Origin of the sequence: Ottowia thiooxydans (assembly GCF_040548795.1) — a bacterium.
GTDB classification, from domain to species: Bacteria; Pseudomonadota; Gammaproteobacteria; order Burkholderiales; family Burkholderiaceae_C; genus Ottowia; species Ottowia thiooxydans_A.
The window spans coordinates 60638-81034 of sequence record NZ_JBEPSH010000002.1 but is presented as its reverse complement, the minus strand read 5'-3'; the positions used below and the strand labels follow the sequence as shown (position 1 = coordinate 81034).

Here is a 20397-nt window from a genome sequence, read left to right as displayed (position 1 = left end):
GTTCGCGCCACCCTGCACAGATCATGAACACGTCTTCCCCCATTCCACTCCAGATTACCGTCACTCCCCGGGTCGGCCCGCTTTGGCAGCGTCGCCACATCGAGATCAGCGCAGCCGTGCCAGGCTCTGTGGTGACGCTGCGTGCGCGCACCCTCCGCAATGGTGAGGAATGGACGGCGCAAGCCAGCTTTCTTGCAGATTCCGAAGGGTGCATTGACGTCGGTGCGCAGGTACCCGTCTCCGGCGACTACCGGTGTTCAGATTCCATGGGCCTGTTCTGGTCTCAATGCCTTGCCAGCGGCGCCACTGGCAAGTCAGAGCCGACAGACGTGCATGTGCCCATCGTCACGGAACTGCTGGCGCATGCCGAAGTTGGCTCCGGATACCTGGACGCGCCTGCGACCACCGCAGGTGCGCAAGAGCAAAAAATAGAAGTGGTGCAATGGCTGTTGGCGCCAGATACCGAACGCATTGAGGTGCGCGCCCATGGGCTGGTAGGCACCTTGTTTCGACCAACGGGGCAGGGCCCTTTTCCCACCGTCATCGTGATGAACGGCTCTGGCGGCGGTATCAACGAAACGCGTGCGGCGCAGTATGCTGCGCGCGGCATTCAGGCGTTCGCGCTCGGCTACTTTCGGGCTCCAGGACTGCCTAACCACATCTCTCGCACACCATTGGAGTATTTTGAGCGCGCGCTGGACTATGTAGCGGCTGAGCTCTCTCCACGCGGCGGTAAGCCCGTGGTCAGCGGACAGTCTCGCGGCGGTGAACTCACACTGCTGCTGGCTAGTCGCTTCCCCGACAAGATTGCCGCAGTTGCGGCCTTTGTGCCTGGTTCGTTTGTCTTTGGCGCGCAGGGCGCTGCAGATCCGGCGGAAGGCTGGAATGGGCCCACCTGGACCTGGCAGGGCGAGCCCTTGCCCCATTTCTGGCATCAGAACGCCGGGGTGACATGGCAACCATGGGAAGGAGGGGAGGCGCCTCCTTCCCGCCATGCGGACGTCTATATTGATGGCCTGCACGACCGTCCGCTGGCTGAAAAAACGCGTATTCCTATAGAGAACTTCAAAGGCCCTGTGGCCTGTGTCTCTGGCATGGACGATCGAGCCTGGCCTTCCAGCATGGCTTCGCGCGTGGTCATGACCACTCTGCAGCGTCATGGCCATGCCTCTGAAAGACTTCATCTGGACTACGAGAGTGCGGGGCACGGCATTGCAGTTCCGTTTCTACCCAGCACCCATATCCAGGTGCTTCACCCGGTCTCGCGCGTGGCGTATTCAAACGGAGGCACACCGCTGGGCGTTGCAAGGGCCAGTGAGCATTCATTTGAAGAAATCTGTGCATTCATCGAACGATCAACCAAGTAAAGGAGCATCCACATGCCCACCAAAGAACACCTTGAAGGCCAATGGCGCGAATGGCGCTATGCCCACGTGGCCACCATGTTCAGACCCTACGGCTGGACGTCATTGGTGGCTCAATATTGGCTGGAAGCAGACGCTCGCGGAGAGACTTTCGAGCTGCTTCCTGGTACCTGGTCCGTCGAAGCAGGCAAGGTGATCTTCACCCCGCCCAGCACAGGAGCAAGTTTGTCCGTGAATGGCGAGTATCCCGCCGCTCCTGTGGAAATCATTCCCGGCCGCAATCAAACGTACGGCCACGGAAAGAGTTTGCCCGTCTATTTTGGTGTGTGCGAAGTGGAGACTATCGTGCGCACCAAGACCGACGGCAGCAGTCTGTTCGGCGTCCGTGTGCGCGACCCGCGTATCACGACACGCGTGGAAGACGCCGGGGTGACGGCGTTCGACTACAACCTGGATTGGCGCATTGCAGGCTACTTCACGCCTACTGAGCGCGTCGAGTACGAAGCGGACACTGTCGAGACGGGTGTTCGCGAGACCACGCCACGCATTGGCACGTTCACTTTCGAGCACAAGGGAAAGACGTACAAGCTCGAACTCATTGGCAAGGACACCCCAACAGGAGTGCAACCGGTAGCCCACGTGCGCGATTTGACCAACGGTCCTGTCACCTATGGAGCGGGCCGTGTGATTGAGCTTCAGTTCGCGGACAAATCCAACACGCGCATTGATTGGATTGATTTCAATTACGCAGTGGCCCTGCCATGTGCGTTCACGAATTTCGTGACATGCCCGATCGCACCCGATGAAAACCACCTTGACTTCGAGGTATTGGCGGGTGAGAAGCGTCCTGTCCAGGGTGTGGTTCGGACCACGACCTACCAAGCCGGGTAAGGGCAACTCAAAGCCTGTCCCAGGAGTAAAGCGGCGGTGGATCTCTAAAAAATCAACCAGTCCGTCATTGCACGAGCCACATCACCTGGTTGTTCCATCGTGCTCATATGGCCACACGTCTCGATGATCTCCAGATGGGCCCCCGGCATAAGCTCCTGCATTTGCTGATGCCGCGCCAGAGGGCTCCAGACGTCTTGGCGGCCGCAGACGAGAAGCGTGGGCGCAACAATGCTGGGTAATAGCAGCGTGGCATCGGGCCTGTGCAGCAGGGCTCGAATCTGCGCTTCAAACTGGTCTGGCGTAAACCGCTCGATCATGCGCAGGATGTCTTCAAAAACGGGCTCACTCCAGCGCGAAGGGTGCACCATGCCGCGCGCCCATTCGCGGCCCATGGAGCGCATGCCTTCGCTGCGCGCCAAGTTCAGCAATTTCATGCGCTTTTCGGCTTCCGCCTCACCTGTGGCCCCTTCTTCGCGCGCCTGGAACCCTGTGTCAAGCAAAGCCAACCGGTCCAGCCTCTCGGGCACCATGCGTGCAATTTCCAATGCACACCGCCCGCCCATGCTATGGCCTGCCACGGAGAACCGGCGCTCTGGCGGGACAAGCCGCAGGGCTTGTTGTGCCATGGTTTCAATGGAGTCTGCCGCCCCGTGATCGGCCACCACGCAATCGACCAGTGGCGAAAGAACCCTGATCTGCTCCTCCCAAATGGCCTTGTCGCATAGCAATCCGGGAATCAGCAGCAGCAGCGGTTTCTCGTCTGAATGCAACTGGCCGCGCCTAATGTCAGTCAAGCTTGGCTCCAGACTTGACCACGATCTGTGCCCACATGTCTTTTTCAGCGACCACGAAGCGAGAGAACTCTTCCGGGCTGCTGGCTACCACTTCCGCACCTGTCGGGCGGATTTGAGCCTGGACTTCCGGGGTTTTCAGCGCCTGAGAAGCGGCGTTGTAGATCCGCTGCACCGTCGCAGCGGGCGTGCCTTTGGGCGCCCAGAGGCCGTACCAGTTGGTCAAGACATAGCCAGGCAAGCCGGCTTCAATCATCGTCGGCAGATCAGGCACCAAAGCCATGCGGGTCTGCGACGTCACGGCCAACGCGCGCAGCTTGCCTGAGCGCACGTGCTGCATGGAAGACGATGCCGGGTCGAACATAACCTGGATCTGTCCGCCAATGAGGTCCGTCAGCGCCGGGGCTGCCCCGCGGTAAGGCACGTGCACCATGTCTGCGCCAGTCAATTGCTTGAACAATTCGCCAGCCAGGTGGGCAGCGCCTGCGTTGCCGGACGATCCGAATGACAGCTTCCCAGGGTTGGCCTTGGCATAGGCAATCAGTCCCTTGACATCGTTGACGGGCAACTGGGGGTTGATCACCAGCAGCATGGGAACGCGGGTGAGCTGGGTGATAGGCGTGAAGTCCTTGATCACATCGAACGCCACCTGCTTGAAAAGAGCGGGGTAGGTCACGTGAACAGACGCATTGACCAGCAAGGTCTCGCCATCCGGCTTGGCCTGGGCAACCGCCTGGGCGCCCAACATACCGCCGCCGCCAGGACGGTTGTCCACCAGCATGGTGGCGCCCAGGGGTTGTGCCAGACCATTGGCCACGATTCGTGCAATCTGGTCCGCCGGTCCGCCAGCAGGATGGGGAACGACCACACGTACAGGCCCTTTGGGCCCATCCTGCGCATGGGCCGGCCATGCCAATGCAGGCAGTGCGCAGGCGACAGCGCTGGCCACGAAACGGCGGCGGCTGGTTGCTTCGCCGGCCAGGGCCAGAATCTTCTTGCTAGGGGTCATTTTGTCTCCTTGGGCACCGGCAATGGCCGGCATACGTATCGTGACCCAGCGGGTGCAAGCTTTCGATGCATTGCAGAGGGTAGCAATGCGTTTTACTTATCACCCGAGGCTGGCCGCCTGCAAAGCTTTCTGAAAGGCGCGCAGCGCAGGCGTAGGGGCGAAATTGGTGCGAACCGTGAAACCAATGGAGCGTGGAAAAAACTGGGCCGGTACTTCCAGGGTGGCCAGCAGACCTGCCTGCAGTTCTCTTTGCCATTGGCTGGGGGGCATCAAGGCCAGGCGGTCGCTTTGCTGGAGCATGGCGCACACGAGGGTTGGGCTATTGATGTACACGCCTTCTGGCGGCGCCAGTGATTCTGCCGAAAAAATATGCGTTAGCGCCTGGCCTGCAGGCGATCCCGGCATAGGCAATACCCATTGCACAGTGTTCAAATGGGAGAGCTTGAGACGGCGTTTCTTCAGAAGAGGGTGGCCGGCCCGCACCACGATGGCCAGGGGGTCCTGGAACAGCGGCGTCTGAACCAGCTCGCGCGGTGCTTCGGGCCTGAGTGCGCCCACCACAATGTCTATCTCGCCCTGGTGCAGCTTGCTGATCAAGGACTCGTAAGTACCATCGACCACAGACACGTTCAAGCCTGCCCATTGGGAGGTCACGTTCTGGATGGCAGCAGGAACGATAGAGCCTGTGGAATAGGGAAGGGTGCCGATGGTCAGATGCCCACGCATATGCCCGAGCATGGCAGCGGCATCTTCCGTCATGGCCCGCATTTCCACCAGAGCCAGCTCGGCTTGGCGGGCCACCCATGCGCCGCGGCTCGTCGGCCTCAAACCACTCGCCAAGCGGTCAAACAGGGGTTCACCGGTCAGATGTTCTACTTGGGCCAGAGTTTGCTGCACCGACGCCTGTGACACCCCGATGCGGGTCGCTGCTTGCCTTTGGCTGCCGGCTTTTGAAAGCAGAAGCACCGTTTCCAACTGCGCTGAGGTCGCATGGCCCGCCAACCTGCCGCCCTGAAGGGGCACGCGCCATGGCCCTGCGTCTGCACGGGCCAGGTGGGCCAGGGTTTCCCGCGCTCGTTTAAGAAGTAGTTCGCCCGCGCTGGTCGGGTGCATGCCACGGTGGCTTCGGTCGAACAGGAGAACACCCAGTTGCCTCTCCAGTTGGCCAACCGCCCTGGCGGCGGCAGGCTGTGATAAGTGCAGTGCGCGTGCTGCCGCGGCGGTGCCGCCGTGAATGGACACTGCCATGGCGGCACGGATGCCTTTCAGAGATAACGCACTCGGTGTTTCCAACTTGGTCATTCCTCGCTCGCTCGGTTTCCATCTCCATGTTCTCGGCTATCGTAGAGGAGACTTGGTTCCTCCCATTTCAGCACTGTCTGAGCGGCAACGGCATACTGCGCCCATGTACTCCATTCTCAACGGCTTGCGCGTCGTCGAATGCGCATCCTTCATCGCTGCACCCTCTTGCGCCTTGCACTTGCACCAGATGGGCGCGCAAGTCATTCGCATAGACCCCCTAGGCGGTGGGCCTGATGCACGCCGCTGGCCGCGAGGGCCAGACGGCAACAGCCTGTACTGGGACGGACTCAACAAAGGCAAGCAGTCGGTCTCAATCAACTTTTCCAGCCCCGAAGGCCGTGAACTCATTACTCAGCTCGTCTGCGCGCCAGGAGACGGGGCCGGGCTTTTCGTGACCAACTTTCCTGCCAATGGCTTTCTTTCACATGAACGCCTGGCCAAACAGCGAGAAGACCTGATCACCGCCCGCGTGATGGGCTGGGCAGATGGCTCCCCCGCAGTGGATTACACAGTGAACGCGGCGATTGGTGTGCCGTACATGACGGGCCCAACCCGGCCGGAGTCAGATGCCGGGCAGGCAGAGCCTGTCAACCATGTGTTGCCAGCCTGGGACCTGCTGACGGGAGCCTATGCTGCGTTCGCACTCTTGGCGGCTGAACGCCACCGGCAGGCCACCGGGCAAGGCCAGGAAATCCGGGTGCCGCTCTCGGACGTAGCCATTGCTTCGTTGGGGCACATCGGGCAGATCGCTGAAGTGCTCACTCAAGGTGACAGACCCCGCATGGGAAATGCGCTCTTCGGAGCTTTCGGCAGAGATTTTGTCACCGCCGATGCGCAGCGCCTCATGGTGGTGGCCATTACTTCGCGCCAATGGGCCGGCCTGCTGGAAGCCCTGGGACTGCTTGAGGCCGTGGGCAGAATAGAGCGCGCGCGCGGCGTGAGCTTTGCGAGTGATGAAGGTTTGCGTTTTGAATACCGCGATGTGCTGACGCCCTTGGTGGAAGCGGCCATTGGCTCACGAGACGCAGCAGATCTCGCAAGCGCTTTTGACGCTCACGGCGTGTGCTGGGGTCATTACCGCACGCTGGCCGAGGCTTTGACCGACGAGCCGAGGCTGGTTGCGCAAAATCCTATCTTCTCTCCGGTGGTCGATGCCAAGGGTGCGACGTACCCCACGCCCGGAGCTGCGGCCACTCTCACTAAAAGCACCCGCAGTGCACCTGTACGGGCGCCGCGCCAAGGAGAACACACGGACCAGGTACTGGCCGAGGTTCTTGGTTTGTCATCGGCACAGATCGGGCGACTGCATGACAGCCATTGCGTAGCCGGGCAGACGCCATGAGAAGATCCATTCGCATTTCTTCAGGCGCCGCAGAGGATGCTGCCTTGAACGAACACCTTATGGAAGTGGCGACAGCTGCACAGGCCTATGGTGAGCAGGCGCTGGAGGCTACGCGCGCTGTGGTCTATGCGGATGGCGCTTTTGACGCCCACCTCGCTCATCAGCATCAGCGAGCCTTGCATGGGCTGGCGTGGATAGCGACCACGGTAGCAGCAGTTGCGAGTGCGGCAGATTGGGCCCATCGCCTCGCAGCAGCCCGGGGACTTTCCAGTATCAACCAGCTTGTGCTCAGGGTGGGTGTCGGTGAATACCTGGAGCAACTTTGCGGCGGCATACCCATGGGGGCACACGAGATTTTTCGCCCTCATGAACTAGCTCTGGAGCAGGCAGCGCTCGCGTTTCGTTCCAATGCTTCAGTGACCTGGTGGATGCGGCACGGGAACACGCCGGAGACGCGCGCAGCGCTCATGACTGCTCTGCTGGCGGGCGAAGAGGTGTCTGAAGATCTGAGTGATGCCGATCTCAACATGGTGCGAGATCAGTTCAGGCGCTTTGCCGCCCAACGCGTCGAGCCACATGCTCAGCGGTGGCATCTGGCGGACGAACTTATTCCAGATGAGATTGTGCAAGCCATGGCGGACCTGGGTGTGTTCGGCGTTTGCATTGCGCAAGAGTACGGCGGCTTGGGGCTGGGCAAACTGGCCATGTGTGTGGTCACCGAAGAACTTAGCCGGGCGTGGATTGCCGCCGGATCGCTAGGCACTCGCTCGGAGATCGCGGGGGAGTTGATTGCACTCGCCGGAACGCCTGAACAAAAGTCGCACTGGCTACCTCTGATTGCCTCCGGTGCAGTGCTTCCGACGGCGGTGTTCACTGAGCCAGACACGGGTTCTGATCTGGGTGCCCTGCGTACCAGGGCTTGGCAGGCAGAAGACGGCTCGTGGCGCCTGGAGGGCAACAAGACTTGGATCACGCACGCATCGCGCAGCGACCTTATGACCGTGCTTGCTCGCAGTGATCCAGATGCCAAAGCTTATGCGGGCCTGAGCATGTTTCTGGCGGCCAAGCCAAGAGGTACTGCGCAAGACGATTTCCCGGCGCAGGGAATGAGCGGAGGTGAGATCCCGGTTCTTGGCTACCGCGGTATGAAGGAATATGAGATCGCTTTCGCTGATTTCGCCATTTCTGCGGACGGACTTCTGGGAGGTGTCCAAGGCCAGGGATTCAAACAGCTGATGCAAACCTTTGAAGGGGCGAGGGTGCAAACGGCTGCGCGCGCGGTAGGTGTGGCATGGAAGGCTTACCAGTTGGGACTGCGTTACGCCCAGGACCGCAGGCAGTTCGGGATAGCCATTGTGGGTTTTCCCAGAGTGGCGGACAAGCTGGCCATGATGCTGGCTGAAACCGTGCTCGCGCGCGAACTCACGTATTTCGCAGCCAGCGAGAAAGACAAGGGTTATCGGTGCGATGTCGAAGCCGGCATGGCCAAGTTGTTGGCAGCGCGCGTTGCGTGGTGCAACGCCGATGCAAGCCTTCAAATCCACGGGGGTAATGGCTACGCTCTGGAGTTCGAGATCAGCCGGGTGCTGTGCGATGCACGCATTCTGAATATCTTTGAAGGCGCTGCGGAAATCCAGGCGCAGGTTATTGGCCGGGGGCTCCTGGCGCGCGCCTGAACGCAACGCAACTGATCCTGGTCAAAAGCCTCTGATTCTTCAGGCTTTCAATTCACCTTGATCTGACTGGACTACTGTCACTGACTTATGCTTGCGTTTTTCTGCCGTGCATCATGTCACACACTCCTTTTCCGCCACCACTGACCGCCCCGGATCAACTCAATTCAAAGTTGCGCGATGAGGGATTCGCGGTTCTGGACGCCGCCACCGTACGTCAGCTCGCGGGGGTCAGCGCGGAAAAGCTAGGAGACATTGCGCAGGATTGGGATCATCTGGCCCCTGACCTTTATCTGAAGGACGGTGGCAAGTACCGCTCCCGGCGGCACGCGTCTTTCGTCACCCAGCAAGGCGAGGCCCAAGCCATTGACCACCGCGCGCATTGGCAACCGTTGGAGTACAACGCACTGCACGGTGGCATGGAACGCTGGTTTGAGCCGGTGACGCAAGCCACCATGGCCAGCCCCGAATGGCTAGCTCTTTTGAAATGGCTGGCCGCGACAGCCTCGGCCTTGAGAGGCGAACAGCCCTGGTACATCGAGACCCATCAGTTCCGCATAGATACTCACGGCGGCATCGGACGGCCGACGCCCGAGGGCGCACATCGGGACGGGGTGGATCTGGTTGCCGTTTTTCTGCTGGCGCGTGAAGGCATCAAGGGTGGTGAGACGCGCGTGTTCGAATTGGCCGGCCCAAGGGGACAGCGCTTCACTCTCAGGGAGCCGTGGTCAGTTCTGCTGTTGGACGACAGGCGGATGATCCATGAGTCAACCCCTATTCAGCCAGTGGAAGAAGCAGTCCATGGTCACCGCGACACCTTGGTCGTTACCTTGCGTGCAGGTGGATTCCAGGATCCTTGACCCTGCTCAAGAGTCTTTGATTGATCCTCGTCAAGCACGAGGTTCTTGTAGACTGCAAAATGGCATGGTCAGCAAAAGGAGTTACTTATGTTCAAGCACATCCTCGTACCTGTAGATGGTTCAGACACCGCACTGGCAGCCGTTGACAAAGCGGCTGCGCTCGCCAATGCCTTTGGCAGCGCTGTGTCCATCGTCTACGTGATTGACCCCTATCCATTTACCGGCGTGGGCGCTGATTTTGCTTACGGCCAAGACCAGTACCTGGGGGCGGCCACGGCGGAAGCCAATTCCTCTGTGCAGGTAGCCACTGAACGGGCTGCTGCATTGGGCGTTCAAGCGACTTCGCGTGTGATTGAATCGCACACCGTCTGGCGCGGCATCCTGGAGGCCGCTGAAAACACAGGTGCCGATCTCCTGGTCATGGGATCGCATGGCCGCCGTGGCCTGGAAAAGCTTGTCCTCGGAAGCGTCACGCAAAGCGTCATTTCACGCGCCAAGATCACCACCATGGTGGTGCGCGGCGAAGTTCAAGAGTAAGCCCTGCGTTCTGAAGGTTTCAGTCCGCACGGATATCTTTAATTTCAATGGACGCAAAAAGGGGAGCCAGTAAGCTCCCCTTTGTTCCAATTTGCAGGCTGGTTAAATCGTCTACCAGCTCTTAGGCACGTTCAAAAATCGCCGCGATGCCTTGTCCGCCTCCAATGCACATGGTCACCAGAGCGTACCTGCCTTGAATGCGCTGCAATTCATGAATCGCCTTGACGGTAATCAGCGTTCCAGTCGCGCCAATAGGATGGCCCAGGGAAATGCCAGAACCATTGGGGTTGACCTTGGCAGGGTCTGCGCCCAAACCGCGGGTCACAGCGCAAGCCTGAGCGGCAAAGGCCTCATTGGCCTCGATCACATCCATTTGATCGATCTTCATGCCCAGTTTTTTGAGCAGCATCTGGGTGGCAGGAACCGGGCCTATACCCATGGTCTTGGGCTCGACACCGGCGTGTGCGTAACCTACCAGCCGCGCCAAAGGCTTGGCACCGCGCGCTTTGGCTGCGCTGGCTTCCATTAGCACCACGGCTGCGGCCGCATCGTTAATGCCGCTGGCGTTGGCTGCGGTGACTGTGCCGTTTTCTTTCAGGAACACGGGCTTCATCTTCTGGAAATCTTCCAGTTGGGCGCCGGCACGGAAGTGCTCGTCTTTGTCAAAGGCCACTTCGCCTTTACGGGACTTGAGCATGATGGGCACGATCTGGCCAGCAAAGCGATTTTCGGCCCAGGCTTTTTCGGCGCGCCGGTGGCTCTCCAGCGCCAGCGCATCCTGGTCTTCACGTGTGATGTTGTGCTCCACCGCCACGTTTTCTGCCGTGACACCCATATGAATGTTGTGGAAGGGGTCATGCAGCGCGCCCATCATCATGTCCACGAGCTTCGTGTCACCCATGCGAGCACCAAAGCGGTTGGTCAGGCTGGCATAGGGTGACCGGCTCATGACCTCTGCGCCGCCGCCGATGGCGACGTCGTAGTCGCCCAGCAAAATGCCCTGGCTTGCAGATACGATGGCCTGAAGGCCGGAACCGCACAGGCGGTTGACGTTCATCGCGGGCGTCTCTTTGGGGCATCCACCATTGATGGCCGCCATGCGAGAGAGATACATGTCACGTGGCTCGGTGTTCACAACATGGCCAAAGACCACATGGCCGACATCCTTGCCCTCGACCTGAGCACGCGCCAGCGCTTCCTTGACCACCGTAGCACCGAGGTCGACGGGGGCGATGTCTTTCAAGCTTCCGCCAAAAGTACCGATGGCGGTTCGAACACCGCTGACGACAACGACTTCACGAGCCATGTAAATCTCCGTTTATTGGGAATTGATATTGCGCATGGCCGGGAGGGCGTAAGCCCACTGCCGCCGGCCAAACGTCTCAGTATGCCACTACCAAGGAGCATGCATGGAGGGCACTGCTCAGAGTCTGCATAACCCTGGGGGTTTGCCTTTGCGTACCTTGAAAGGGTTCCCCCTCTAGGTGAACCTGGGGCTTATTCATGCTAGTGCCTAGTGATCTTGAAAGAACACGTTCACCTTATTGGCGTGGGAGGCGTAGAACTGACTGAGCGGGGTCGGCTTTGGGAATTCACGTAGAGAATACCTGAGTAATTCGAGTAATGTTTCTGTCATTACTTCGATTTCAGGGGGTGCTTTTGTAGTATTTACAAAATTGACATCAAGCAGAGGTGATGACGGAGGAGTATTGTCATCTTTAAGGCTATTCGCGTAGTAGCTGATAATGTCCTTAACTTCAAGGTGGAGTTTAATTAAAGCTTCGGTTTGTGATTTATTAAGGATGATTTCGAAAGGCAAATGAGAGAATTTTTCATCACTATCTGATTGGTGTGAAGTGTTTGGATGAAATGTAGATAAATTGAACAAGCTCGCTTCATTAAAAATGTGCGCTGCGAATGAAGTGTAGTTGCTTATGTCTAAGTGAAAATGAGAAAGAAAATAATGTTTTTCTTTGTCGATGTTGTTTGATTTTTGAATTCCAAAAATAACGTTAAGGTCATCAAATACTTTGTTAAAGTTTTCTAGATTTGAACTTGAATAAATTTTATCTTGATTGTCGGTAGTAAAATTAACTTTTGGTCTGTGACGTTCTATTCTTTCTATTTCTCTATGAGAGTTGATCGCAGTTGCCAGCGTCAAATTGAAATCAAGGTCATCGTCTTTTTGATATTTCTGTATTCTTTCATCGGCTATGTCAATGATTTTTTGGATCTTCTCGAAGGCGCAAATTCTCTTTCCTTCCAACTTTTCCAGAAGTACCATGTTGTCAAGTGCGCACTCTGGTGTCAGCGATGTCTTGGCTTGAAGTTCGGTTTGGCTGTGCTTTGATTGGGTTTTGAGGGATATTCCAGCTGCCGTTAGTATGATGTTTGTAAAGTCATCAAGAGCGCTATGGCTGGCGTTTTTAATCATCTCCCAGCATTCAAGCTCAATTGCAGTTAATTTTGAGAGTTGAAGTGCTTTCTCGTTTTGGACATCCCAGTCATTAATGGCCTCATTGTCATCACTGATTTCATGGTAATTGAGTTCCTCAACCAGGGAAAAGTCCAGTCTGAAATCATCATCAAACGAAGGCGATGAATGGACTGGGGTATTAGACTTGGCTGACTGCTGATTTAAATCGGCTGCGGCGCTACCTGTTCCAATCTGGATAGCCCTGAGTCCATGGCTGGAGTGGTTAGAGTGCAATGGGGGCGTGAACCCCGGCTGGTAATTCGCTGGAAAAGGGGCGGTGGGGGCAACGGCAGGGGAAATTCCGGGCGGCATGAGTGGCAATAATCTTGAAGGATTTAATAAGATTTAAATATGTGGCATTGTTTTCAGCCCTCATTTTTCAAGGACTGTATTCAGCCTCTGGCACAAATTGGGTGTTGTCAAAGTTTTGAACACTGTCCCTGGGTGTGCTTGGATGGCTTGGGGGTGTCCCAGTGCATCGGCGCACGCTGCGGTCGATTGGTAACGAGCCTACGCAGTTGAGTAACGCAACTGAAAACATAGTTCCATCGCAATTGGTGCTTCTACTTACGAGGAGTACGGAACAGCGTTCGGCTTACCTGAGGCACCCGTCGCCCAGAGTGTTTTTAGCAAGCCTGGCTCCGGTCTATACCGCGCCATGTGACAGTCACACGTTTGACACATCTCGGCGCTAACCTCGTGAAAGAAATTTGCGGAGAACGATCTTGAGCGACGATGAACTGATGCAGCGACTTCGCCGGGAGCTGGTCGACGGATACGATGAAGAGCTGGAGATGGAGCTCGAAGACCGTAACGTCGACGAAATTGCCGGCATGGCACTGGACTCAAACGATTACAAGGAAGAGCGGCAGCGCTATTTCCGTGAGCTGTTCCGCCTGCAGGGTGAGTTGGTCAAACTGCAGGACTGGGTTGTGAGCAGCGGCCACAAGATGGTGATCATTTTTGAAGGGCGGGATTCCGCAGGCAAAGGGGGCGCCATCAAGCGCATCACTCAGCGCCTGAACCCTCGCGTGGCACGTGTGGCAGCCCTTCCAGCACCCAATAATCGCGAACGTACGCAATGGTACTTTCAGCGTTATGTATCGCACCTGCCTGCCGCGGGAGAAATGGTGCTGTTCGACCGCAGTTGGTACAACCGCGCTGGCGTAGAACATGTCATGGGTTTCTGCACCGACAGCGAGTACGAGGAGTTCTTCCGCTCAGTGCCGGAATTTGAGCGCATGCTCGTTCGCTCGGGCATCCAGGTCATCAAGTATTGGTTCTCCATCTCCGACGAGCAGCAGGAGCTGCGCTTTCTCAGCCGCATACATGATCCGCTCAAACAGTGGAAGCTCAGCCCCATGGATCTTGAAAGCCGCCGCCAATGGGAGGCCTACACCCAGGCCAAGGAAGTCATGCTGGATCGCACCCATATTCCGGAAGCACCCTGGTGGGTGGTGCCCGCTGATGACAAGAAGAAGGCCAGGCTCAACTGCATTGCCCATTTGCTGAGCAAGGTGAACTACACAGAAGTCGAGCGGCCCAGCATCACATTGCCGCCCAGGCTTCGCCATGAACACTACCGGCGCCATCAGGTCCCTGGCGAGATCATTGTTCCGCAGGTGTACTGAGAGGATTGCGTTTCGGAGGCTGATGCGTGCTCAGGCAGTGTCCGCTGCGGACGCCGACACTCAAGCAGGGAAAAAACCGGCGATGTGGTGGTCGCGCCACCTGATTGCCATCTGCAGCAATTGAAGCATCAGTCTTTGCTGCTCCACAGGGCTGGCAATGCGCGCTTGCCATGCTTGCAGTTCCAGCATCCTGGTCTCCGGTGCCCACGCCTTGCGTGGCGGGCTGGGAAAGGTGAGGGCAGTCGGAAGCGTGCCACTGGCGCACCTGCATTCTGCAAGGCGTAAAAATTTTCGGAACATATGCCAGTCGGTGGGCTCACCGTGAGGTGTATCACTCCAGCCTTCGGGCATGCGCTTGTAAAAGTTCAAGGTATGGCCCGCACACGATAAAGGTATGCGATTGCCATGGGTGATGACCTGATCGCGAAACGCGGGGTGAGCCAGGTCCAAGGGAAAGAACAAGGTCTGATCGGGCAGCAAATGCAAGGGCAGGGAGTGCGCGAAGTCGGCGTTTTGCAGCAGATGCAGCAATTGCGCCACATGGTCGGGCAGCCATAGATCGCGGTCGCATAGATAGCAGATGATCTCACCCCGCGCTTGCAGGAGCGCCTCGTGCCTGTAGCGCTCACCCCTGCCAGGGCTCTTGGGATGATCAAAAAAGCGCACCCTGGGATCTTGCGCTGCCAATTTGCGCAAAAAGGGCTTGTGGCCCTCGGGCACGCCATCTCCGATGATGAACACTTCTACCGGCACGCTCTGTCGGAGCGCACTGTTCACCGCCAGCTCAATAAGCGGGCCATGGTCAAAGGTGGGGACCACAACCGTGGCCCGGATACTGGTCATAATGGCCATCTTACCGCTCGGTGCATTACTGTGTTCAAGAGCTCCATGCCTGTTCTAAGCACCTCTATTTCCGGTCTCCTGGTCGTCACCTGGGATATGCGCCATGACGAGCGGGGCTACTTCAAGCAGACCTATCAACATGGTGAATTGGCGCAAGCTCTTGGCCGTGAACCTCGGCTGCGCCAAGGCAACCACTCACGTTCGCGAGCGAAGGTGCTGCGCGGTTTTCATATCGAACCCTGGGACAAGCTGATTTATGTCCCCCGTGGCCTGGCGACATGTGTCGTGGCAGATGTCCGTCCTGACAGCCTCACCTTTGGGACGAGCTTGCAGTTCCTGCTGGGCGACAGCCCTGGCCGCCTGGACCGGTTGTTTATCCACCGCGGGTTGGCCAACGCTTTCTACAGCCATGCGGAGACCGACTATCTGAACGACGTGTCTGAGGAATACACCCCCAAGGGCAGGGGAGGGGTGGCTTGGAACGATCCGCATTTGAACGTATCCTGGCCAGACACAGCCCCCATTCTGTCGGACGCCGACCGCCAGCAACCGACGCTGAGCACCCTGTTTCCCAGGCACCCGTTCCTGGCGTGAGGTTGGGCGACAGCTAAGAAATCGCTTTGGAGTTTCTTATGTCGTCTACGGGTTCCGCACCAAAATCAGGCCGCTGCAGCCAGGCCAGTACACGGCGCGCAGCATCTTCTGGTGATGTGAGCTGGCCTTCGCTTTTCAATCGCTCGAAGTTTCCGCGATCAGGGAAACTCGATTGATCGGCACCTCGCAGATGGCTCTGCATATCCGTGTCAATGACGCCGGGCGCGAGGGAGCAAACTCTGGCGCCATTGGCTTGTCCAGCTTCATCCAACGCCAAACAGCGGGTGAAATGATCCATACCTGCTTTGGCAGCGCAATAGGCCGCTTGGGATGCCATGGCGCGGCGGCCGAGGCCGGAGGATATGTTGAGCACTCTGCGAGGGGCCTGCCAGTCCCGAGTGCTGTCCAGGAACGCCGCGGTCAGTTGCATGGGGGCCTCCAACCCCACACGCAGGGCTTGGGCCAGATCCGCTGGATCGGAATCGCGAAGCGGCACAATGGCCGGTATGACACCAGCGTTATTGATCAAGCTGGCGCTGAGACAGGCTCCTGGCTGCTGTGTACTCAACCACTCACTTAATCTTGCGCTGGCGGCTGCGCCATCGCTCAGATCGGCAGACCATTGGGTCAGGCGTGCCCCGGTCTTATCCGCAAGCGATTGCAGAGGGTCTGATACCCCGCGCGAGATGCACAGCAGGGTGTGACCAGGTGCCAGCAATTGCTCTGCCATTGCACGGCCCATGCCACGCGATGCGCCAGTGAGTATGAAAAGGTGTTGAGGGGAGGGGGTGTGAATCGAGGGCATGCGGCTCATATTAGTGGATTGTCCCTGCTCAGAGCAAGCAGCCGAAATGGAGGTATCGGAAGGATAATTTCGTGCCGAGCTTAGCGCTTGAGTCAAGGTCCTTTGCCGCGGCTCACGAGGCGTAATTGTTCGATAAATGCGCGCGCGGCTGGACTGGGGTCGCGCTTGCCAAGCCAGACCACGCTGATCGGCGGCACCGTCAGGTCCAGCTCAAAAGGCAGTAACTGGGTCAACCCCAGTTTCACGTCGTCCTGGAAGACTTCGATAGGCATGGGGCAGACGATGTTGGAATTGAACATGAGCGAACGCATGACGAGATAGGACGTGGATTCCACCGGAGTCTTCGGCGGGCTCACAAGTGCGCGGCGAAACATGTCGTCCAGGGCTGGCCTTGTTCGGACACCTGCGGGCGGAAGTACCCATGGGTAGGCCAATACGTCGCTCCATTCAAGGTGCGGAGACGATGTCAGTGGATGACCTGTCCGCACTCCCAGTCGGAATACAGATTTGTACAAGGCTTCGGTGCTTAATTCTTCGTCCTGACCTGGATAAAAGCGCCCCACCAGAAGATCAATTCCGCCGGCCTTGAGGTCTTTGAACATCGCTTCTGAATTGCCTTCCAGTACGGTCGTCGTAATCCGGGGGGCAACCTGCAGGAGCTGCGACAAAGCAATGGGCACCAGGTGGGGCGTAGAGACGGGTAGCGTTCCAATCGTGATGTGCCCGGCCGCACCGCTGTGCCACAGGCCCAACTCTCTTTCGGCGTCCTGAAGTTCTGCCAGCACCAGACGCGCACGGCGGCACAGTATCTCTCCCTGTGGAGTCAGTACGCTGCCTATTCCGCGGCGCTGCACCAGCATTTCACCCGCGCCTTGCTCGAGTTGCTGCAGCGCTTTAGTGGCCGCTGGCTGTGAGATGTGGACTGCGTCAGCCGCGCGTTGCAGTGAGCCTGTTTCAGCCAAGGCCACCAGCAGGCGAAGCTGACTGAGGCTGATACGGTGGTGCAGCGGTGAGGTACTCATGATCAGGCGGATCCTCTTTCGACGTTTGGATCATGCCCGAAGCCAGTCATACCTGCACCTTGTGCGTGGGAGTGGAATTATTCAGGCTTCAGCCCCAGGCTCTGAATCAGCTTGTTCATCTTTTCGTCATCGCGGCGCAGCTTCCGCTCGAGCGCATTTGAACTGGTATCTGCCACGGTGCTCATGCCCACAGACTTCATGCCCTTGACGACCTCCGGTTCGGCGAGCACTGCTGCTATGTCCTTGTTCAGGCGTTGTGCGATGGCGCTTGGTGTCCCGGGAGGTGCAAAAATTGCGAACCAAAATTCGCTCTCATAACCAGGGACTTCTTCCGAAATGGCGGGAATAGATGGGAAGTCGGGCAGGCGCTTGGCGCCCGAAACACCGAGTGGCAAAAGAGCACCGCTCTTGATGTGGGGCTCTGCAGTGCTCATCACTATGAACATCAGGTCAGAGTGCCCTGCAAGGACGTCGTTGAAGGCCTGAGGCCCGCCTTTGTAGGGCACATGATTTTGCTTGAGCCCGAGCTGCTGTTCCAGCAGTGCCATATTCAAATGGTGAGGTGAGCCCAGGCCCGCGGATGCATACGCAATTTTCCCCGGCTGAGCGCGCACTTTGGCTACGTATTCCGCCATATTGGAGACCTTCAGCGAAGGGTGTGCGACCAGCACCATCGGCGCTGCTCCCAGCTCGATGACAGGCACCAGGTCTTTGAAGTTCTGCGTTGCGCCGCCCTTGAGCAAGCGCGGAGACACCGTCAGGTAAGAGTCTGCAGCAATGACAAGCGTGTGCCCGTCAGGTTGAGCTTTCACAGCCTGGCCGACCCCGAGGGTGCCTCCCACGCCGGGTCGGTTGTCGATGACCACTGGCTGGCCCAGGCGCGGGCTGAGTCGCTGCGCAACGAGGCGTGCCACCGCATCCATGGCGCCGCCCGGAACCGTAGGCGTGATCAGCGTGATCGTCTTGCTCGGGAAGTCGGCGGCTGCGGCCGGAATGGTCCACATGGACAGGCTCGAGGCGGCGATGGCGGCAGCGTAAAGCCAGCTGCGGCGGATATGTTGGGATGTGGGCATTTTTTTGTCTCCTGGCGTCATCGAGAGGATTCTGGAGTCCGTGGTCTGCGGGAAGGGGGATGAGGTATTGGGCGCGGGCTTGGCGGCCAGCTTGGCCGATCAGGCGCGACCCATGGGAAAAGGTGAACGATCGTCGGCCAGCATGAGCTCCCGTGTCATCGTTTCGAACATGGTGGCGCGTACGCTGGCGTGTGCGGGATCGTTGATCAGGTTGACGAGCTCATCAGGGTCGCTCTGCAGGTTGTACATCTCAGTCCAGCCGGCTTGGTCATAGGTGGTCAGACGGTGGGTGTCCGTGACCACGGTGCGCGCACGGACAGGAACCTTCAGCCCGAAGGTGGGCGCGTGACCGTCTTCCTCCACCAACACGGCGCTCCGGCCAATGTGGTCTTCGCCCGTGAGAACGGGCTGCAGGTCGCACCCCTGCATTCCGTAAAAAGGAGCCAATCCTGCGCGTGCCAATATCGTGGCGGAAATGTCGATGGTGGAGGCCAGTGCCGGTGTGGAGCTGACCTTGACTTGCGAGGGCGGCGTGCCCAGATCGGACCATATGAAGGGCACGCGAACCAGGCTCTGGTAATGCAGCGCTGCCTTCAAGAGCAGACCGTGATCCCCCATGAAATCGCCGTGGTCGCTGGTAAAGACCACGATGGTGTTTTCATCGAGTCCAGTGCGTTCGAGTTGCGCCAGGATACGGCCTACCACGTCGTCGATCATGGTGATCATTCCGTAGGTCAAGGCAAGGGCAGCCTTGGCTTCTCGCTCGTGAGCGGCGAAGCTTACGGTCGAATTGATACGGCCGACTCCATTCGCACGCTCCCGGTGCAAGGCCGCTACTGGAGCGAACGAGTCGTCAGCAGCTTGATAAAAAGAGCGCGGCAGCACCATCTGTTCCGGGTCATACATGTCCCAGTACCTGCCTGGGGGCGTGAAGGGATGATGAGGGTCGGCGAAGGAACAATGCAAGAAGAAGGGTTGCCCGCGTTGCGCGGCACCGTCAAGAAAGGCCAATGTCTGGTCGCCCACCCAGGCCGAAGGGTACTGATGCTCGGGTACCCGTGTGCGGTAGGCCTGAGGCGCAGGATACCGGTCATCGGCAAGGGCGTTCGCGGGGCCGCGGAGAAGATCGATATCACCTGCTACTTCGCGCAACCAGCGTGCGTAGTCGCCTTCAACCATATCGCCATGCATGGTGCACAAGTCGACATGGTCAAAGCCATAGTACGGTGTCTGCACACGGTGTGCCGGGTCTGTGCGCCAGCGGCTAACCATTTCTTGCTCGTAGCCGCCTTCGCTCCACCGGGCGGTCACTGCGTCCGCGTGTACTGCCGTGGGCGCTCGCAAGCCGTCGGGAATGACATGACGTGGGGCCTCAGCAGGCAGATCAGTCATGTTCTGCAAATGGCACTTGCCTACGAGGCCGGTCCAGTAGCCATCATCGCGCAGCAGGTCCACGAACGTGGTGGCATTGCGGGCCAACGGAATGCCATTGCAGCGCGTGCCGTGCGCGGACGGCATACGGCCCGTCATCAACGAGGCCCGATTTGCCATGCATACGCCGGTGGCGACATACATGCGTTCAAAGCGCGTCCCTCTTTTGGCCAGACCGTCAAGATGGGGTGTGCGCACTTGCGGGTTGCCATAGCAACCCAGATGGTCGGCGCGTTGTTGATCTGTCGTGATCAGAAGGAAGTTGGGTTTGCGGCGCATAGGGCGGGCTATGTTGTCTGCGCTGTTTGATAAGCGCTTGTTGGATTGGCTGCAGTCTAGGCAAGCGTGACGTGCACCGGTAGTGAAATTAATTCCCTGGCCCATAACTAAAGGTGATATGGCCTTGCGTCACACGCTAGGTTCTCGGCTGGATGACGTAACGATGACCGATATGCGCAGAGCCGCGGAAGAATTAATTCAAGCTCGGACTTGTAGAATTGAAAGCCTTTCGCTCTCGTTTCTTTAGGCTACCTGGTGTTGTTTTTTTTGAGTCAGAGCTACCCCAATCAGTCGATGTGCCACGCACCAGGGAATCCATCGTCTTTCAGGATTGAACATTGAAGGTCCACGATCGGACGCAACTTGGGCGAAGAGCCGCCCACATTCAGACTGGTGAGGCATTGCGAGGCAGTGAAACTCGCTCCCGGGGCGCTATCGGTGTCGTGCCGATCATGGCCGAGCCAGAAAGGCACC

18 protein-coding genes are annotated in these 20397 nt (G+C 58.3%); 8 read left to right on the top strand and 10 right to left on the bottom strand.

The window, feature by feature from the left end:
• Positions 1 to 23: 23 nt before the first annotated feature.
• Together ABIE13_RS04000 and ABIE13_RS03995 are read left to right on the top strand one after the other, a co-directional pair.
• Positions 24 to 1367 (top strand): acyl-CoA thioester hydrolase/BAAT C-terminal domain-containing protein, encoded by a 1344-nt coding sequence (locus ABIE13_RS04000; protein ID WP_354441369.1) that lies wholly within the window; start codon positions 24 to 26, stop codon positions 1365 to 1367.
• 12 nt (positions 1368 to 1379) lie between these two features.
• Complete coding sequence (locus ABIE13_RS03995; protein WP_354441368.1) at positions 1380 to 2255, top strand: DUF1684 domain-containing protein; 876 nt, start codon at positions 1380 to 1382, stop codon at positions 2253 to 2255.
• A 44-nt stretch (positions 2256 to 2299) separates the two neighbouring features.
• On the opposite strand, the gene ABIE13_RS03990 is transcribed toward ABIE13_RS03995, so the two are convergent.
• The 3 genes from ABIE13_RS03990 to ABIE13_RS03980 all read right to left on the bottom strand — a co-directional run bounded on the left by ABIE13_RS03990 (position 2300) and on the right by ABIE13_RS03980 (position 5357).
• Positions 2300 to 3049 (bottom strand): alpha/beta fold hydrolase, encoded by a 750-nt coding sequence (locus ABIE13_RS03990; protein WP_354441367.1) that lies wholly within the window; start codon positions 3047 to 3049, stop codon positions 2300 to 2302.
• Positions 3042 to 4055, bottom strand: a complete 1014-nt coding sequence (locus tag ABIE13_RS03985; protein ID WP_354441365.1) for a Bug family tripartite tricarboxylate transporter substrate binding protein — start codon at positions 4053 to 4055, stop codon at positions 3042 to 3044. Before ABIE13_RS03985 ends, ABIE13_RS03990 begins: the two co-directional genes overlap by 8 nt.
• Before the next feature lie 99 nt (positions 4056 to 4154).
• Complete coding sequence (locus tag ABIE13_RS03980; RefSeq protein WP_354441363.1) at positions 4155 to 5357, bottom strand: LysR family transcriptional regulator; 1203 nt, start codon at positions 5355 to 5357, stop codon at positions 4155 to 4157.
• A gap of 103 nt (positions 5358 to 5460) precedes the next feature.
• Here ABIE13_RS03980 and ABIE13_RS03975 point away from each other — a divergent pair, with 103 nt between their 5' ends.
• The 4 genes from ABIE13_RS03975 (at position 5461) to ABIE13_RS03960 (ending at position 9769) form a co-directional block, all read left to right on the top strand.
• Positions 5461 to 6699, top strand: coding sequence for a CoA transferase (locus tag ABIE13_RS03975; protein ID WP_354441361.1), 1239 nt, complete (start codon positions 5461 to 5463; stop codon positions 6697 to 6699).
• Complete coding sequence (locus tag ABIE13_RS03970) at positions 6696 to 8375, top strand: acyl-CoA dehydrogenase family protein (RefSeq protein ID WP_354441359.1); 1680 nt, start codon at positions 6696 to 6698, stop codon at positions 8373 to 8375. Before ABIE13_RS03975 ends, ABIE13_RS03970 begins: the two co-directional genes overlap by 4 nt.
• Before the next feature lie 113 nt (positions 8376 to 8488).
• Positions 8489 to 9232 (top strand): 2OG-Fe dioxygenase family protein, encoded by a 744-nt coding sequence (locus ABIE13_RS03965; RefSeq protein ID WP_354441357.1) that lies wholly within the window; start codon positions 8489 to 8491, stop codon positions 9230 to 9232.
• 87 nt (positions 9233 to 9319) lie between these two features.
• The gene (locus ABIE13_RS03960; protein WP_354441355.1) at positions 9320 to 9769 is read left to right on the top strand and encodes a universal stress protein; all 450 of its coding nucleotides are present in this window, start codon (positions 9320 to 9322) and stop codon (positions 9767 to 9769) included.
• Between the two features lie 121 nt (positions 9770 to 9890).
• Here ABIE13_RS03960 and bktB read toward each other — a convergent pair whose 3' ends face one another.
• Complete coding sequence (bktB, locus tag ABIE13_RS03955; RefSeq protein WP_354441354.1) at positions 9891 to 11075, bottom strand: beta-ketothiolase BktB; 1185 nt, start codon at positions 11073 to 11075, stop codon at positions 9891 to 9893.
• Between the two features lie 207 nt (positions 11076 to 11282).
• Positions 11283 to 12557 carry a hypothetical protein gene (locus tag ABIE13_RS03950; RefSeq protein WP_354441352.1) on the bottom strand — a complete coding sequence of 425 codons (1275 nt, stop codon included), beginning with the start codon at positions 12555 to 12557 and terminating at the stop codon, positions 11283 to 11285.
• A 413-nt stretch (positions 12558 to 12970) separates the two neighbouring features.
• Between ABIE13_RS03950 and ppk2 the strand changes: the two genes are divergently transcribed.
• The gene (gene ppk2, locus ABIE13_RS03945; RefSeq protein WP_354441350.1) at positions 12971 to 13876 is read left to right on the top strand and encodes a polyphosphate kinase 2; all 906 of its coding nucleotides are present in this window, start codon (positions 12971 to 12973) and stop codon (positions 13874 to 13876) included.
• Positions 13877 to 13936: 60 nt separating this feature from the next.
• Here ppk2 and ABIE13_RS03940 read toward each other — a convergent pair whose 3' ends face one another.
• Positions 13937 to 14719, bottom strand: a complete 783-nt coding sequence (locus ABIE13_RS03940; protein ID WP_354441348.1) for a glycosyltransferase family 2 protein — start codon at positions 14717 to 14719, stop codon at positions 13937 to 13939.
• A 45-nt stretch (positions 14720 to 14764) separates the two neighbouring features.
• Between ABIE13_RS03940 and ABIE13_RS03935 the strand changes: the two genes are divergently transcribed.
• Positions 14765 to 15313 (top strand): dTDP-4-dehydrorhamnose 3,5-epimerase family protein, encoded by a 549-nt coding sequence (locus tag ABIE13_RS03935; protein ID WP_354441346.1) that lies wholly within the window; start codon positions 14765 to 14767, stop codon positions 15311 to 15313.
• Between the two features lie 13 nt (positions 15314 to 15326).
• Here the strand turns inward: ABIE13_RS03935 and ABIE13_RS03930 are convergent, their stop codons facing one another.
• The 4 genes from ABIE13_RS03930 to ABIE13_RS03915 form a co-directional block, all read right to left on the bottom strand.
• Positions 15327 to 16118 (bottom strand): SDR family NAD(P)-dependent oxidoreductase, encoded by a 792-nt coding sequence (locus ABIE13_RS03930; RefSeq protein ID WP_354441345.1) that lies wholly within the window; start codon positions 16116 to 16118, stop codon positions 15327 to 15329.
• Between the two features lie 92 nt (positions 16119 to 16210).
• On the bottom strand, positions 16211 to 17140 hold the full coding sequence (locus ABIE13_RS03925) for a LysR family transcriptional regulator (protein WP_354441343.1): 930 nt from the start codon (positions 17138 to 17140) through the stop codon (positions 16211 to 16213).
• 77 nt (positions 17141 to 17217) lie between these two features.
• Positions 17218 to 18213 (bottom strand): Bug family tripartite tricarboxylate transporter substrate binding protein, encoded by a 996-nt coding sequence (locus ABIE13_RS03920; RefSeq protein ID WP_354441341.1) that lies wholly within the window; start codon positions 18211 to 18213, stop codon positions 17218 to 17220.
• Positions 18214 to 18312: 99 nt separating this feature from the next.
• Complete coding sequence (locus tag ABIE13_RS03915) at positions 18313 to 19923, bottom strand: sulfatase family protein (RefSeq protein ID WP_354441339.1); 1611 nt, start codon at positions 19921 to 19923, stop codon at positions 18313 to 18315.
• Between the last annotated feature and the right edge of the window lie 474 nt (positions 19924 to 20397).